This is a genomic window from Pseudomonas sp. H1_A03 (assembly GCF_054685145.1).
In genome coordinates, this window is the sequence record NZ_CP162829.1 from 3158235 (window position 1) to 3172300 (window position 14066).

A 14066-nucleotide genomic window follows, 5' to 3' on the forward strand; every position below is an offset into this window, starting at 1 on the left:
TCAGTAGTCATCCCCACGTTCGGTCACGTCGCGCTCCACCGGCCCCGCATGCGGGTCATACCCCACCGGAAACTTGCCTTTCAACGTCCAGGCAAACGCAATGATCTCGGCAATCGTGCGGTACAACTCCTCCGGAATGCTGTCGCCCAACTCCATGCGCGCCAGCAGCTTCACCAGCTCTGCGTTTTCATAGATGGGCACTTCATTTTCCCGCGCCAACTTCAGGATCGCTTCGGCCAGGGCATCATCGCCCTTGGCCGTCAGGTTGGGTGCCTGCTGGCCGTCGTACTTGAGGGCAATCGCCTGGCGCGGTGGGCTTGGGTTTTTCATGCGGTCTCATCCACCCAGCGTTGCTCCAATCCGGTTTTGGGCCCGCGCGGCGGGGTGCCGAGGTGACAATCGAGGTCGCCGACGTTAAGGCCCGAGGTCACCAGGCGTTCGCGCAGGTTGCCCAAGTGGCTTTCGATCAGGCTGGCGGTGAATGGCCGGGTCGCCCACAGCTGGCTGGACAGTTTGCCCTGGCTCAGTTGCGCCTGGACCTGCAACGGCCCCAGTGGCTCCATATCAAACGCCAACTCGACGCGCCAGAGCATCTGTTTGGCGTCCTTCTTGTCTTTGCGTTCGGGCTGGTCTTTGTCCTGCGCCGGTTCTTCGCGCTGGAACTTGACCTGCAAGGGCACGATGTCCTGCAGGGTGCGCATAGGGATTTCCAACTGCCACGTGGTTTGCAGGCGACCGTCGGCGGTGGTGCCGGTCTGCTCCAGGCTCGACAGTTGATGGCTTTGCAAGCGCGAGATAGCCCCGGCGGCCAGGCGCAGCAGGTTTTCCAGGTCGCCTTCGCCTTCCAGTTTGGCCATCAGGCGTTCGGGCAGCGGAAAGCCAGCGGGCAGCTGTCGGGCGCTGACTTGGCCGAGGGTGTTCAGCGGGCTGCGTACGAAGTTGGGCAGCACCTGGGCCAGGGTATTGGCGGCGAGGATGGCGTTCAGGTTGGTGCTGGCGGGCAGGGCGGGCAACAAGTCCGCGACCAGGCGCAGCAAGGCACCTTTCATGTCCAGTGGGGGAACTTGCGGGTTTTGCCCGGCAAGCAGCTTGGCTTCAAGAAACGCCCCGCTGTTCTGGATGACTTGCGCTAGCACCTTGGGGTTGCTGACCTGGGCCAAATCCGGCAAGGCGGCCAGCAAACGGTCGGCGGCGGCGCGCAGGTTGGCGGAGGTGCTGTCGCCGCGCGGCAGGTTTTGCAGCGCAGTGAACACCGCATCCAGCGAGCCTTGGCGACTTTGTTGGGTCGACAGTTGCTGCGTGACGGCCAACTGATCCTTGAGCCCGCTCAAGGGTACAAAATTCAAGGTCTGCGCGTTCTGCACCACGGCACTGAGCAGGCTGCCGACGCGCAACGGCTGCGGGCTTTCCACGGTCAGGGTGGCGCCCGTCAGTGCGCTGTTGAGGACGGTCACCAGTGAGCGGTAGATCGCCGGTTGCGCCGTGCCTTGGGGCAGCATTTGAGTGGTCAGCACCTTGGCCTGCAACAGCGTGCCCACCGGCATCTGATTGGTATCGATGCGGGTGAGGGCGGCTACATTCGCGCTCAAGGCCTGCTGCAGGCTGAGCGTCAGGTTGCCGGCGGGCGTCTGGCTGACCGCGACATTGCTGCCCAGCGGCAAGGGTTGGGCGCTGCTGGCTTGCACCAGGGTCTGGCGGCCACCTTCCAAGGTCAATTTGAGTAGCAACTGAAAGGCTTCACCGCCTTGCTTCAGGGCGATCACTTCGGCGTTTGCGGTTTTCCCGGGGTCGATCAAGCCGATCTGCGGCTCCAGCAGTTTCAGCAATTCACCGGCCGCAGGCGCAAGGCTGGGCCCGGCCGCAGTAGCAGGTGGAAGCGTAGGAAGGTTGATCTCACCGGTCATCGCGCGCGTCGTCTCTGGGGAAATTGCCCTCTTTAGAGTAGGGCATCACATGTATAATGCCGCCCGTCTGCAAAGAGAGCGCTAAAAACCTCACAACTATTTGATCCAGCTCTCTAAAATCGGTCGCCAAAGCCGTTATTGTGCATTTCTCTTTAACGGCCGCTGCACCGCCGACTTGAACCGTAAAGGCCCGCGATCTTTTGACCAGCCCTCTTCTTGAAGCCGTAGCGCTCTCCTGTGAACGCGACCTGCGCCTGCTGTTCGAGCATCTCGAACTGCGGCTGGCGGGCGGTGACATGGTGCAGATCAGTGGCCCCAACGGCAGCGGCAAGACCAGTTTGCTGCGCCTGCTGGCCGGGCTGATGCAGCCGACGGCCGGCGAGGTACGCCTCAACGGCAAGCCCCTCAACGAACAACGCACCGAACTGGCACGCAACCTGATCTGGATCGGCCACGCCGCCGGCATCAAGGACGTGCTCACCGCCGAAGAAAACCTCAGTTGGCTCAGCGCCCTGCATCATCCTGCTGCGCGCGATGCCATTTGGCAGGCTCTGGCCGCTGTTGGTCTCAAGGGTTTCGAAGACGTGCCCTGCCACACCCTGTCCGCCGGCCAACAGCGCCGCGTGGCCCTGGCGCGTTTGTATCTGCCCGGCCCGCCGTTGTGGATTCTCGATGAACCGTTCACCGCCCTCGATAAACAAGGCGTCGCCCAGTTGGAAGAACACCTGGCCCAACACTGCGAGCGGGGCGGCCTGGTTGTGCTCACCACTCATCACACGCTAAATCGCATGCCCGCCGGTTACCGTGACCTGGACCTGGGGCGGTGGTCGGCATGAGCGTATTCGCCCTGCTGGTTGCCCGCGAAGCGCGGCTGCTGTGTCGTCGCCCGGCCGAGTTGGCCAACCCGCTGGTATTCTTCGCCATTGTTATCGCGTTGTTCCCGTTGGCGGTCGGCCCCGAGACTAAACTGTTGCAAACCTTGTCCCCGGGACTGGTGTGGGTCGCCGCACTTTTATCCGTCCTGCTCTCGCTGGACGGGCTGTTTCGCAGTGATTTCGAAGACGGTTCCCTGGAACAGTGGGTCCTTTCGTCGCACCCTTTGCCACTTCTGGTACTGGCCAAGGTACTGGCACACTGGGCTTTTTCCGGCCTGGCGCTCGTCTTGCTCTCGCCGCTGCTGGCGATGATGCTGGGCCTGCCCACCGAATGCCTGCCGATCCTGCTCCTGAGCCTGCTGCTCGGTACACCGGTGCTCAGTTTGCTGGGCGCGGTGGGCGCGGCATTGACCGTGGGTTTGAAGCGCGGCGGCCTGTTGCTGGCCCTGTTGATTCTGCCTTTGTATATCCCGGTGCTGATCCTGGGCAGCGGTGCGTTGCAAGCCGCGCTCATGGGCATGCCGGCGACCGGTTACCTCCTGTGGCTTGGTAGCCTGACCGCCCTGGCGGTAACCCTGACACCCTTTGCTATAGCGGCCGGCCTGAAGATCAGCGTTGGCGAATAATGAGGTCTGACTGAGCGCTATACGTTCAGTCAGTAAAGACCCTACGCTTCTTGCCACGACAAGAAGCAACCGTGATGGAAACAGCAATGAACTGGACCTGGTTTCATAAGCTCGGCTCGCCCAAATGGTTCTATGGCATCAGCGGCAAACTGCTGCCGTGTTTGAGCATCGCTGCCGTGTTGCTGATCGGCATCGGCCTGGTCTGGGGCCTGGCCTTCGCGCCGCCGGACTATCAGCAAGGCAACAGCTTTCGCATCATTTATATCCACGTTCCCGCCGCGATGCTGGCCCAGTCCTGCTACGTGATGCTGGCCGTGTGCGGCGTGGTCGGGCTGGTGTGGAAGATGAAGCTCGCAGACGTTGCCCTGCAATGCGCCGCGCCCATCGGTGCGTGGATGACCGCCGTGGCGCTGGTCACCGGCGCGATCTGGGGCAAGCCGACCTGGGGGTCATGGTGGGTGTGGGATGCGCGACTAACGTCCATGTTGATCCTGCTGTTCCTGTACTTCGGTCTGATTGCCCTGGGCAATGCGATCAGCAATCGTGACAGCGCCGCCAAGGCCTGCGCGGTGCTGGCGATTGTCGGTGTGATCAACATCCCGATCATCAAATACTCGGTGGAGTGGTGGAACACCCTGCACCAGGGCGCCACCTTCACCCTCACCGAAAAACCGGCGATGCCTGTGGAAATGTGGGCGCCGCTGCTGCTGATGGTGCTGGGGTTCTACTGTTTCTTCGGCGCCGTGCTGCTGATGCGCATGCGCCTTGAAGTGCTCAAGCGTGAAGCCCGCACCAGCTGGGTCAAGGCCGAAGTGCACAGCAGCCTGGGAGCGCGTGGATGAGTTTTGCTTCTTTCAGCGAGTTTATCGCCATGGGCCACCACGGCCTGTATGTCTGGACGGCCTATGGCATCTGCCTGGCAGTGCTGGCCCTCAACGTCGCCGCGCCGATCCTGGCCCGCAAGCGTTACCTGCAACAAGAGGCGCGTCGTCTGCGCCGGGAGACCGAAAAGTGAATCCGCTGCGTAGAAAGCGTCTGTTGATCATCCTTGCCATCCTCGCTGGCGTCGGCATTGCCGTGGCCCTGGCCTTGAGCGCTCTGCAGCAGAACATCAACCTGTTCTACACCCCGACCCAGATCGCCAACGGCGAAGCGCCTGTCGATACGCGCATCCGTGCTGGCGGCATGGTGGAGAAGGGCTCCTTGAAGCGTTCCGGCGATTCCCTGGACGTGACCTTTGTGGTCACCGACTTCAGCAAATCTGTGACCATCACCTACCGCGGCATCCTCCCGGACCTGTTCCGCGAAGGCCAAGGCATCGTCGCCCTGGGCAAGCTCAACGCCGACGGCGTAGTGGTGGCCGATGAAGTGCTGGCCAAGCACGACGAAAAATACATGCCGCCAGAAGTCACCAAAGCGTTGAAAGACAGCGGCCAGTCCGCGCCAATGCCTGCCAAGGAGGGCTGAGCCATGACGTCCGCACTGTTTATTCCGGAACTGGGCCAGTTGGCGATGATCCTCGCCCTGTGCTTTGCCATCGTCCAGGCCGTGGTGCCATTGCTTGGCGCCTGGCGCGGTGACCGCTTGTGGATGAGCCTGGCGCAGCCGGCCGCCTGGGGCCAGTTCGCGTTCCTGCTGTTCGCGTTTGGCTGCCTGACCTACGCCTTCATGACCGACGACTTTTCCGTCGCCTATGTCGCCAATAACTCCAACAGCGCGCTGCCGTGGTACTACAAATTCAGCGCCGTGTGGGGCGCCCACGAAGGTTCGTTGCTGCTGTGGGCGTTGATCCTCGGCGGCTGGACCTTCGCCGTGTCGGTGTTCTCGCGCCAACTGCCGCAAGTGATGCTGGCGCGGGTGCTGGCGGTGATGGGCATGATCAGCATCGGTTTCCTGCTGTTCCTGATCATGACCTCCAACCCCTTCACGCGCATCTTGCCGCAGATCCCGGTAAACGGGCACGACCTCAACCCGCTGCTGCAAGACATCGGCCTGATCGTGCACCCGCCGATGCTTTACATGGGGTACGTGGGGTTCTCCGTGGCCTTCGCCTTCGCCATCGCCGCCTTGCTCGGCGGGCGTCTCGATGCAGCCTGGGCGCGCTGGTCGCGGCCGTGGACCATCGTCGCCTGGGCGTTTCTCGGCATCGGTATCACCCTCGGTTCGTGGTGGGCTTACTACGAGCTTGGCTGGGGTGGCTGGTGGTTCTGGGACCCGGTGGAAAACGCCTCCTTCATGCCTTGGCTGGTCGGCACGGCATTGATTCACTCGCTGGCCGTCACCGAAAAGCGCGGCGTGTTCAAGAGCTGGACCGTGTTGCTGGCCATCGCGGCATTTTCCCTCAGCCTGCTCGGCACATTCCTCGTGCGTTCGGGCGTGCTGACGTCGGTGCACGCGTTTGCGTCTGACCCGGAACGCGGCGTGTTCATCCTGATCTTCCTGCTGTTTGTCGTCGGCGGTTCCCTGACCCTGTTCGCCCTGCGCGCCCCGGTGGTCAAGAGCCAGGTTGGCTTCAACCTGTGGTCGCGGGAAACCCTGCTGTTGGGCAATAACCTGGTGCTGGTGGTCGCCGCGTCAATGATCCTGCTCGGCACTCTGTATCCGCTGGTGCTGGATGCCCTCAGTGGCGCCAAACTGTCCGTCGGCCCGCCGTACTTCAACGCGCTGTTTATCCCGTTGATGGGCCTGTTGATGGTGGTGATGGCGGTTGGCATGCTGGTGCGCTGGAAAGACACCCCGGTGAAATGGCTGGCCGGCATGCTGATGCCGGTGTTGCTCGGCAGCGTGGCGTTGGCGGTGATCGCAGGTGTAGCGTATGGCGACTTCAACTGGGCAGTGCTTGCGACCTTCCTGCTGGCTGCCTGGGTATTGCTGGCCGGCGTGCGCGACATCTTCGACAAGACTCGCCACAAAGGCCTGCTCAAAGGCTTGCCGACGTTGACCCGCAGTTACTGGGGCATGCAGATCGCCCACATCGGCATCGCCGTGTGCGCCCTGGGCGTGGTGCTTTCCAGCCAGAACAGCGCCGAGCGCGACCTGCGCCTGGCACCGGGTGAGTCCATGGACCTGGCCGGTTACCACTTCATCTTCGAAGGCGCCAAGCACTTCGAAGGCCCGAACTTCACCTCAGACAAAGGCACCGTGCGCGTCGTGCGCAACGGCCAGGAAATCGCCGTGCTGCACCCGGAAAAACGCTTGTACACCGTGCAGAGCTCGATGATGACCGAAGCCGGGATCGACGCCGGTTTCACCCGCGACCTCTATGTGGCGCTGGGTGAACCGCTGGGCGAAGGTGCCTGGGCAGTGCGCGTGCATGTGAAACCGTTCGTGCGCTGGATCTGGTTCGGCGGTTTGCTCACCGGTTTCGGTGGTTTGCTCGCCGCGCTGGATCGGCGTTATCGGGTCAAGGTCAAGAGCCGGGTGCGTGAAGCGATTGGTTTGACCGCTCAAGGGGTTAGCTGATGAGTATTGATGGTAAGCGCTGGATAGTCGTGGGCTTGATAGCCGCAGTACTTGGCGCGTTCGCTACGATTGTAGTTGTGCAGCTTAAAAAGGGTGATCCCACTACATTGCCCTCGGCGCTAATAAATAAGCCGTTTCCGGAGTTTTCACTGGCAGACGTGCAGGGCACTAAGCAACTCACCAGGGCCGATCTTCTTGGAAAACCTGCGTTGGTAAATGTATGGGCCACCTGGTGCATCTCGTGCCGCGTCGAACACCCGGTGCTGAACAAACTGGCCGAGAAGGGCGTGGTGATCTACGGCATCAACTACAAGGACGACAACGCAGCGGCCTTGAAGTGGCTGGCCGAGTTCCACAACCCGTACCAGTTGGATATCCGTGATGAAGACGGCAACCTCGGCCTGAACCTTGGCGTGTACGGTGCCCCGGAAACCTTCTTCATCGATGCCAAGGGCGTGATCCGCGACAAATACGTGGGTGTGATCGATGAGGTGGTCTGGCGCGAACAATTGGCCGCCAAGTACCAGGCGCTGGTCGATGAGGCCAAGCCATGAAGCGCTTGTTAGCCGCCGCTGTTCTGGCGCTCGGATTGGCTGGCGTGGCCCACGCCGCCATCGACACCTACGAATTTGCCAACGACGCCGAGCGTGAGCGTTTCCGCGACCTCACCAAGGAACTGCGCTGCCCCAAATGCCAGAACCAGGACATCGCCGATTCCAACGCGCCCATCGCCACCGACCTGCGCAGAGAGATCTTCCGCATGCTGGGGGAGGGCAAGGACGACCAGCAGATCATCGACTTCATGGTCGACCGCTACGGTGATTTCGTGCGCTACAAACCGGCCCTCACCGGCAAGACCGCGCTGCTCTGGTTCGGCCCTGCCGGGCTGTTGCTGGCCGGCGTGGTGGTGATGGCCGTGATCGTGCGCCGCCGCCGCGCCGCGCCTACCGATGGTTCCGACGCGCTGTCCCCCGAAGAGCGTAAACGCCTCGACCAATTGCTGGACACCAAGACTGATGATTGATTTCTGGCTCGCAGCCGGCTTGCTGCTACTGATTGCCCTGAGTTTCCTGTTGATCCCTGTGTTGCGTGGCCGCCGTGCCCAGCGTGAAGAGGACCGCACTGCGCTGAACGTGGCGCTGTACCAGGAGCGCGTCGCCGAGCTGCAAGTGCAGCAGGACGAAGGCGTGCTGAATGCCGCGCAACTCGACACCGGTCGCGCCGAAGCTGCCCGCGAATTGCTGGCTGACACCGAAGGCGTGGAAAAGCCTCGCGAATCGCGTTTGGGCAAACCGCTGCCATTGTTGGCGGCCTTTTTGGTGCCTGTCCTGGGCGTTGCGCTGTACCTGCATTACGGCGCGAGCGATAAGGTCGAGCTGACCCGCGAATTCTCCCAGCCGCCAGTGTCCATGGAAGACATGACCCAGCGCCTGGAGCGCGCCGCGGCCGCGCAGCCGGATTCGGCGGAAGGCCTGTATTTCCTCGGTCGCGCCTACATGGCTCAGGACCGTTCCGCCGATGCCGCGAAAGTCTTCGAACGCACCGTGGCACTGGCCGGGCGCCAGCCGGAACTGCTCGGCCAATGGGCCCAGGCGCAGTACTTTGCCGACAATAAACAGTGGTCGCCGAAGGTCCAGGCGCTGACTGACGAAGCGTTGAAGCTTGACCCGAAGGAAGTCACCAGCCTTGGCCTGCTGGGTATCGCGGCGTTTGAAGGTCAGCGTTATCAGGAAGCGATCGATTACTGGAACCGTCTGCTGGCGCAATTGCCGCCGGGAGACAATTCCCGTGCGGCGCTGCAAGGCGGCATCGACCGTGCGGCCGAGAAGCTGAAAGAGAGCGGCGGCACCGTCGCCCCTCAAAAATCCGTGATGAACGTCCGGGTGGACGTGTCCGCCGACGTGAAGGCCAAGGCGCTGCCAACCGACAGCGTATTCATCTTCGCCCGCGCCGTGAAAGGTCCGCCGGCACCGTTGGCAGCCAAGCGCGTCACCGTCGCCGAACTGCCGATCACCGTCGAACTGGGCGATGCCGACGCGATGATGCCGCAGTTGAAACTGTCGAACTTCCCTGAAGTCCAACTGGTTGCGCGCATATCCCGGGCCGGTCAACCGACCGCTGGCGAGTGGATCGGCCGCAGCCAACCCCTGGCCAGCTCCACCACTGCGCTGCAGCAGCTGACCATCGACAGTCCGGATAAGTAAACTTGAGGAAACGCCTATGACCGCACTCGCACGCATCACCCTGCTCAGCCTGGTATTGGGCCTGAGCGCTTGTGCGGTCCACCGGCCACCTCCTGCGCCTACCGGCCCGACCATCCCACCGTCGGGCCCGTCGACCCAGCCAGGCACCAAGCCTTCCGGTCCGGTGACCCCGCCGCCGAAACCAGTGCCAACCAAATCGCCAACCTTCGCACCACCTCCAGGCGCCGCCAGCCACTGGGACGGCAAGATGCAGGTGTATGTGCTGGAAGAGCAGCCCGACACCTTCTACCGCCAGCGCACGTATTACCGCTGGAGCAACGGCTGGAGCCGCTCCATCAGCCCGAACGGGCCGTGGGAAGAGACCGACGTGCAGGGTGTACCGCCGGGGTTGAGCAAGCAGTACGCGCAATGACAAAAGGCGACCTTCGGGTCGCCTTTTTCATGGCTTGAAACGCCTGCCTTCATCCAATGAAGCTGCCACAGGAGATCTCCTCGGCCATCAGCCCAGGGTACGCTACTGTAAACAACGAAATACCCGGTGGCGAACCGGCCTTCCTGGGGTAATGTGTGCGCCGTCGGCCCGGTGACCGGCGACAAGTAACGAGGGTGTTCTGATGGCAGGCAGGTTGATCTATCTCATCGGGCCTTCCGGCTCGGGCAAGGACAGCCTGCTGGATGCCGCACGTCCGCGTTTGGCCGAGCGCGGTTGCCACATCGTGCGCCGCGTCATCACCCGCTCGGCAGAAGCGGTGGGCGAGGCCGCGCGAGGTGTGAGCCCGGAGCGGTTTGCCGCGATGCAGGCCGAGGGCGCGTTTGCCCTCAGTTGGCAGGCGAATGGCTTGTCCTATGGCATTCCCAAGGCGATCGACGACTGGCTGGCGGCGGGGCACGACGTGCTGGTCAACGGCTCGCGCGCGCACTTGGCGCAGACTCGAGAGCGTTATCCGACGTCGCTGGTGCTGCTGCTGACGGTGGATCAGGCGGTGTTGCGCCAGCGCTTGATCGCACGGGGGCGTGAGGCGCTGGCGGATATCGAAGCGCGCCTGGCACGCAATGCACAGTTCACCGCCGAGCTGATCGACGGCAACGGTGCGGGGTTGTTCCTACTGGATAATTCCGGCCCGCTGGAGCATACGGTCGAGCGCCTGCTGTGCTGCCTCGACCACGGGCACTCGGCATGCGCTTGATTATCTGGGCGCCCTAAACCCTGTGGGAGCAGGCAAGCCAGCTCCCACAGTTGATCTTCATTACCCTGCTGTTTCTATTCCAAACCGACCCGCCAATTCCTTGCGCCCCTTGGCCGTCACTCCCAATGCGCGGCTGTCCAGGTCCTGGGTCACCCATCCACGGCTGATCACGCTTTGCAGCAACGCCGCGCCCAATGCGCCGGCCAGGTGCGGGCGGCGCATGCTCCAGTCCAGGCAACCACAGGCAAAGCGACGGCGTTGCGCCCGCAGTGCGGTGACATCCAGACCCAGGTCAAGCATGGCTTTCTCACCCGGCGCGGTGAGCTGGTAATTACCGTCGCCGGCCAACCATCCGGTTGCTATGAAATGGTCGTGCAACTGCACGGCGAGTGTGCCGGCCATATGGTCGTAACAGGTACGCGCGAACTGCAGGCGACTGGGCGTGTTCGGCACAAACGCCTTGGCGCTGTGGCGGCTGATCACCATCAGGCTCTCGATGGCTTGGGCGATATGGGCCCCCGCCAAGCGGTAGTAACGATGACGTCCTTGGGTGTGCAGTTCGATCAAACCGTTCTCCTTGAGCCTGGCCAGGTGAGCGCTGGCGGTGGATGCGCTGACCTCGGCAATCACCGCCATTTCGGTGCTGGTACGCGCATGGCCGTCCATCAGCGCACAGAGCATTCGAGTGCGTGCGGGTTCTGCAATTGCGCCGGCGATGTGTGAGAGTGCGGCGTCATCGTCGTGGGCGTTCATACTTCGTTCCTGAGCGAATCATCACCGTGCGAGAGCGCCGATAGTAACGGTTCTTTTTGAACAGGACGTACTCAATGACGCCGCTTGACGCCCCCACCCATGCAGACCCCTACGTCTACTACGCCCGTTTGCGGCGCAATGAAGAGCTGCTGTTCGATGCCCAACTTGGGCTGTGGGTAGCCAGCCGCGCAGAGACGGTGGAGGCTGTTTTGGCGCATCCCGACTGTCGTGTACGCCCGCCCCATGAGCCAGTGCCTCCCGCCATCGCGCAACGTGCAGCAGGCCAGGTGTTTGCGCGGTTGATGCGCATGAATGAAGGCGCTGCCCATCGCTGCCCTAGGGCGATCATCGAACCGGCGCTGGCCGCCCTGGACGCGCAGCACGTTGCGACCGTGGTGAGGCAGCTCAGCACCCGTATGAAAACCCCGGATGAATGGATGTTCACCCTCCCGGTGTCGGTGGTTGCACACCTATTGGGCGTGCCCTGTACGCAGTTAAAAGCCGTCGCCGGTTTGACGCGCGATTTCGTGGCCTGCCTCTCACCGTTGAGTAACGCCGCTCAACTGCAGAAGGCCGACATTGGTGTGTCGCAATTGAGTCAGATGTTCAACGGTGTGCTTGAGGAAATAGGGTTGCTGGCACTGATTCGTAGAGGTGACTGGCAGGACGCGCAAGTGCTGAATGCCAACCTGATTGGACTGTTGTCGCAGACCTGCGAAGCGACGGCTGGCCTGATCGGCAATACGCGGGTATTGCTCTGTCAGCGACCTGATCTGGTTGAGCAGATCCTACGCGCACCAACCCTGGTCGCTGCACTGGTGGAGGAAGTGGCCCGCTACGATTCGCCGGTGCAAAACACGCGGCGATTCGTTGCCAGGCGCTGCACGATTGGCCGCCGTGTCGTAGAGGCTGGGGATACGATTCTGGTATTGCTGGCGGCTGCCAATCGGGACCCTGATGCGAACCCGGACCCTGACACGTTCCAGCTTGAACGTGCGCATCGGCGAGTCTTCAGTTTTGGTTCGGGGAGACACCATTGCCCAGGGCAGACGCTCGCGTTGACCATCGCCTCGCACGTTATTCTGGCAATGTTGCAGCGTCAGCCGAGCTTATTCGCCAGCGCAATCCCGTTCAGCTATTGGCCCTCGTTGAATGGCCGCATCCCCAGCTTCTGCAGTACGGTCCTACAGCAATAATCCCTCCACATATTCGACAAACGCCCGCGCCTTGGCACTCGCCATCCTGCCGGTGGGGAACACCGCCCATAAATCCCTGGGCGGTAATGTCCAGTCGGTCAGTACCCGCTTCACTTCGCCGCTGGCCAGTTCCGGCGCAAACATCCAGGTGGACGACAAGGTCAGTCCCAGATGACTCAATACGGCTGCGCGGACACCTTCAGCCGCCGTCACGCGTACGCGGCCGTGGGCGACGAGCGGGTATTCGATGTCGCCTTGGGTGAAGGTCCAGTGCGAGCCTTCGCCGCGGGTGTAGATGATTGCTTCGTGTTGCAGCAAATCCGCCGGCGTGGCGGGTTCACCGAAACGTTCGAAATAGCGCGGGGTGCCCAGGATGATGCACGGCGATTCGCCGATCTTGCGCGCCGTGAGGCTCGAGTCATTCATGTTGCCCATGCGCAGGGCCACGTCGATGCCTTCTTCGACCAGATTGAGGCTGCGGTCGTCGAGCACCACGTCCACATTCAATTCGGGGAACTGCGAGAGGAAGGGGCTCAGGTGAGGAATGATATGCATCCGGGCGAAGGTCACCGGCGCGCTGATGCGCAGGTTGCCGGTGAGTCCCGCGCCTGCGCCACGGGCGGCGTCGTCGGCCGCGTTGGCTTCATCGATGGCGCGCTTGGCTTTCTCGAAAAAGGCCAGGCCTGCCTCGGTCGGCGTCAGGCCCCGTGTGGAGCGCAGTACCAGGCGCACCGCCAGGCGCGTCTCCAGTTGCGCAATGCTTTTGGAGACGGCGGGCTGGCCAATGCCCAGGCGTTTGGCGGCAGCGGAGAAAGAGCCGGTCTCGACAACGTGGACGAAGGTCTCCATGGCGGTGAGGCGGTCCATCGGTGATTCCTGTTTGGGTTGGCGGCGCCCAAGCCTAAGGCGATGGCCTGCGTGTGTCATGTGTTTAAGCGTTGAGCAGATGGGTCTTCAACATCCGGTAAAACAGCCGTCAGTCAGGATTGGTCATTTTATGCTTGAGTAAAGATAACTCTAGGGTTATTTTTATTCAGGCCAGGCCAAGGAGGCTGAGGTGCAAAGCAGGTTATTGATCAAGGAACTGCAAGAGGCAGGCTGGGTGTTAGATCGAGTTACGGGCAGTCATCATATATTCACCCACCGCTATAACCCGTACACGATCCCCGCTCCCCATCCTAAAAAGGATTTGCCGCTGGGCACTGTCAGAAGCATCAGGAAACGCGCCGGCCTGTTTGAGTTTTAAGGAGAATATTCATGCAATACCCAATCTGTATCGAATGGGGCGATGACTTCACCGCCACCGGTATCCAGATCCCCGATATCCCAGGCGCGGTCACGGCCGGGGACAGTTTTGAAGAGGCCTACAAGGCCGCAGTGGAAGTCGCGCACATCAGGCTGCAAGAGATTGCCGCAGAGGGTGGGCCGATTCCGATGCCAACGTCGGTCGCCAATCATCACGCGCACGAAGACTACGCCGGCATGGGTTGGGGGATGTTGGAATTGGACATCTCGCCCTACCTGGGCAAGACCGAGAAGGTCAATGTGACGTTGCCTGGTTATGTCATCCAGCGCATCGACCGTTATGTGCGTGAGCATAAGATCAAGAGCCGTTCTTCCTTCCTGGCGGATGCTGCGCTTGAGAAGCTGGTGCGGTCCTGAGGAAGGGTTAATGGATGTGTCCTCAGCGCTGGAAAAACGGCGTACTTGAGTAACCACTGCTTTTTTAGATTTTGTTTTTCTCTTGCCAAAACAACCCGATACCGCCCGGGCATTTGTGTTGTCGAGTGTTTAAATTGCAAAGGAATTCCTGGGTGTATCGCCTTGTGTTTCGGGGCTCACAGGTGTTGCGGTTAGAA

Annotated in this window: 18 protein-coding genes; 14 read left to right on the forward strand and 4 right to left on the reverse strand. The window is 61.8% G+C overall.

The window, feature by feature from the left end; translation table 11 throughout:
• Entirely contained in the window at nucleotides 1–330 is a 330-nt protein-coding gene (locus AB4O35_RS14585; RefSeq protein ID WP_065909891.1) for an EscU/YscU/HrcU family type III secretion system export apparatus switch protein, read from the reverse strand.
• Complete coding sequence (gene fliK / locus AB4O35_RS14590) at nucleotides 327–1904, reverse strand: flagellar hook-length control protein FliK (protein WP_065945656.1); 1578 nt, start codon at nucleotides 1902–1904, stop codon at nucleotides 327–329. Before fliK ends, AB4O35_RS14585 begins: the two co-directional genes overlap by 4 nt.
• A gap of 200 nt (nucleotides 1905–2104) precedes the next feature.
• Here fliK and ccmA point away from each other — a divergent pair, with 200 nt between their 5' ends.
• The 11 genes from ccmA (at nucleotide 2105) to phnN (ending at nucleotide 10258) form a co-directional block, all read left to right on the forward strand.
• The gene (gene ccmA, locus AB4O35_RS14595) at nucleotides 2105–2740 is read left to right on the forward strand and encodes a cytochrome c biogenesis heme-transporting ATPase CcmA (RefSeq protein WP_065872702.1); all 636 of its coding nucleotides are present in this window, start codon (nucleotides 2105–2107) and stop codon (nucleotides 2738–2740) included.
• Nucleotides 2737–3405 carry a heme exporter protein CcmB gene (ccmB, locus tag AB4O35_RS14600; protein WP_017734375.1) on the forward strand — a complete coding sequence of 223 codons (669 nt, stop codon included), beginning with the start codon at nucleotides 2737–2739 and terminating at the stop codon, nucleotides 3403–3405. Before ccmA ends, ccmB begins: the two co-directional genes overlap by 4 nt.
• 86 nt (nucleotides 3406–3491) lie before the next feature.
• Nucleotides 3492–4247 (forward strand): heme ABC transporter permease, encoded by a 756-nt coding sequence (locus tag AB4O35_RS14605; RefSeq protein ID WP_065872701.1) that lies wholly within the window; start codon nucleotides 3492–3494, stop codon nucleotides 4245–4247.
• Nucleotides 4244–4420 (forward strand): heme exporter protein CcmD, encoded by a 177-nt coding sequence (gene ccmD, locus AB4O35_RS14610; RefSeq protein ID WP_049709263.1) that lies wholly within the window; start codon nucleotides 4244–4246, stop codon nucleotides 4418–4420. The genes AB4O35_RS14605 and ccmD overlap by 4 nt, the downstream gene beginning before the upstream one ends.
• Nucleotides 4417–4872: a cytochrome c maturation protein CcmE gene (gene ccmE, locus AB4O35_RS14615; RefSeq protein WP_065872700.1), complete on the forward strand. Its 456-nt coding sequence runs from the start codon at nucleotides 4417–4419 to the stop codon at nucleotides 4870–4872. The genes ccmD and ccmE overlap by 4 nt, the downstream gene beginning before the upstream one ends.
• Before the next feature lie 3 nt (nucleotides 4873–4875).
• A complete protein-coding gene (locus AB4O35_RS14620) occupies nucleotides 4876–6867 on the forward strand; it encodes a heme lyase CcmF/NrfE family subunit (RefSeq protein WP_065945654.1) in 1992 nt (663 codons plus the stop codon).
• Entirely contained in the window at nucleotides 6867–7421 is a 555-nt protein-coding gene (locus tag AB4O35_RS14625) for a DsbE family thiol:disulfide interchange protein (protein ID WP_065882439.1), read from the forward strand. The genes AB4O35_RS14620 and AB4O35_RS14625 overlap by 1 nt, the downstream gene beginning before the upstream one ends.
• Entirely contained in the window at nucleotides 7418–7891 is a 474-nt protein-coding gene (locus tag AB4O35_RS14630) for a cytochrome c-type biogenesis protein (RefSeq protein ID WP_043050428.1), read from the forward strand. Before AB4O35_RS14625 ends, AB4O35_RS14630 begins: the two co-directional genes overlap by 4 nt.
• Nucleotides 7884–9071 carry a c-type cytochrome biogenesis protein CcmI gene (ccmI, locus tag AB4O35_RS14635; RefSeq protein ID WP_065945653.1) on the forward strand — a complete coding sequence of 396 codons (1188 nt, stop codon included), beginning with the start codon at nucleotides 7884–7886 and terminating at the stop codon, nucleotides 9069–9071. The genes AB4O35_RS14630 and ccmI overlap by 8 nt, the downstream gene beginning before the upstream one ends.
• Nucleotides 9072–9087: 16 nt before the next feature.
• The gene (locus tag AB4O35_RS14640) at nucleotides 9088–9483 is read left to right on the forward strand and encodes a hypothetical protein (RefSeq protein WP_065872697.1); all 396 of its coding nucleotides are present in this window, start codon (nucleotides 9088–9090) and stop codon (nucleotides 9481–9483) included.
• A gap of 202 nt (nucleotides 9484–9685) precedes the next feature.
• Nucleotides 9686–10258 carry a phosphonate metabolism protein/1,5-bisphosphokinase (PRPP-forming) PhnN gene (gene phnN / locus AB4O35_RS14645; RefSeq protein WP_065945652.1) on the forward strand — a complete coding sequence of 191 codons (573 nt, stop codon included), beginning with the start codon at nucleotides 9686–9688 and terminating at the stop codon, nucleotides 10256–10258.
• Between the two features lie 60 nt (nucleotides 10259–10318).
• Here phnN and AB4O35_RS14650 read toward each other — a convergent pair whose 3' ends face one another.
• Nucleotides 10319–11011 (reverse strand): ArsR/SmtB family transcription factor, encoded by a 693-nt coding sequence (locus AB4O35_RS14650; RefSeq protein WP_065945651.1) that lies wholly within the window; start codon nucleotides 11009–11011, stop codon nucleotides 10319–10321.
• Between the two features lie 74 nt (nucleotides 11012–11085).
• Between AB4O35_RS14650 and AB4O35_RS14655 the strand changes: the two genes are divergently transcribed.
• Entirely contained in the window at nucleotides 11086–12207 is a 1122-nt protein-coding gene (locus tag AB4O35_RS14655; protein ID WP_065945650.1) for a cytochrome P450, read from the forward strand.
• Here the strand turns inward: AB4O35_RS14655 and AB4O35_RS14660 are convergent.
• Complete coding sequence (locus tag AB4O35_RS14660; protein ID WP_065945649.1) at nucleotides 12196–13074, reverse strand: LysR family transcriptional regulator; 879 nt, start codon at nucleotides 13072–13074, stop codon at nucleotides 12196–12198. The genes AB4O35_RS14655 and AB4O35_RS14660 overlap by 12 nt on opposite strands.
• Nucleotides 13075–13264: 190 nt before the next feature.
• On the opposite strand from AB4O35_RS14660, the gene AB4O35_RS14665 reads away from it, so the two are divergent.
• Nucleotides 13265–13453: a type II toxin-antitoxin system HicA family toxin gene (locus AB4O35_RS14665; protein WP_065872692.1), complete on the forward strand. Its 189-nt coding sequence runs from the start codon at nucleotides 13265–13267 to the stop codon at nucleotides 13451–13453.
• Nucleotides 13454–13464: 11 nt separating this feature from the next.
• Nucleotides 13465–13869 carry a type II toxin-antitoxin system HicB family antitoxin gene (locus AB4O35_RS14670; protein WP_065872691.1) on the forward strand — a complete coding sequence of 135 codons (405 nt, stop codon included), beginning with the start codon at nucleotides 13465–13467 and terminating at the stop codon, nucleotides 13867–13869.
• Nucleotides 13870–14066 lie beyond the last annotated feature (197 nt).

What these genes read in the sequence shown, in the direction of transcription:
- AB4O35_RS14585 (WP_065909891.1), bottom strand. Translation starts at nt 330, where the DNA reads ATGAAAAACCCAAGCCCACCGCGCCAGGCGATTGCCCTCAAGTACGAC.
- fliK (WP_065945656.1), bottom strand. Translation starts at nt 1,904, where the DNA reads ATGACCGGTGAGATCAACCTTCCTACGCTTCCACCTGCTACTGCGGCC.
- ccmB (WP_017734375.1), top strand. Translation starts at nt 2,737, where the DNA reads ATGAGCGTATTCGCCCTGCTGGTTGCCCGCGAAGCGCGGCTGCTGTGT.
- AB4O35_RS14605 (WP_065872701.1), top strand. Translation starts at nt 3,492, where the DNA reads ATGAACTGGACCTGGTTTCATAAGCTCGGCTCGCCCAAATGGTTCTAT.
- ccmD (WP_049709263.1), top strand. Translation starts at nt 4,244, where the DNA reads ATGAGTTTTGCTTCTTTCAGCGAGTTTATCGCCATGGGCCACCACGGC.
- AB4O35_RS14620 (WP_065945654.1), top strand. Translation starts at nt 4,876, where the DNA reads ATGACGTCCGCACTGTTTATTCCGGAACTGGGCCAGTTGGCGATGATC.
- AB4O35_RS14625 (WP_065882439.1), top strand. Translation starts at nt 6,867, where the DNA reads ATGAGTATTGATGGTAAGCGCTGGATAGTCGTGGGCTTGATAGCCGCA.
- AB4O35_RS14630 (WP_043050428.1), top strand. Translation starts at nt 7,418, where the DNA reads ATGAAGCGCTTGTTAGCCGCCGCTGTTCTGGCGCTCGGATTGGCTGGC.
- ccmI (WP_065945653.1), top strand. Translation starts at nt 7,884, where the DNA reads ATGATTGATTTCTGGCTCGCAGCCGGCTTGCTGCTACTGATTGCCCTG.
- AB4O35_RS14640 (WP_065872697.1), top strand. Translation starts at nt 9,088, where the DNA reads ATGACCGCACTCGCACGCATCACCCTGCTCAGCCTGGTATTGGGCCTG.
- phnN (WP_065945652.1), top strand. Translation starts at nt 9,686, where the DNA reads ATGGCAGGCAGGTTGATCTATCTCATCGGGCCTTCCGGCTCGGGCAAG.
- AB4O35_RS14650 (WP_065945651.1), bottom strand. Translation starts at nt 11,011, where the DNA reads ATGAACGCCCACGACGATGACGCCGCACTCTCACACATCGCCGGCGCA.
- AB4O35_RS14655 (WP_065945650.1), top strand. Translation starts at nt 11,086, where the DNA reads ATGACGCCGCTTGACGCCCCCACCCATGCAGACCCCTACGTCTACTAC.
- AB4O35_RS14660 (WP_065945649.1), bottom strand. Translation starts at nt 13,074, where the DNA reads ATGGACCGCCTCACCGCCATGGAGACCTTCGTCCACGTTGTCGAGACC.
- AB4O35_RS14670 (WP_065872691.1), top strand. Translation starts at nt 13,465, where the DNA reads ATGCAATACCCAATCTGTATCGAATGGGGCGATGACTTCACCGCCACC.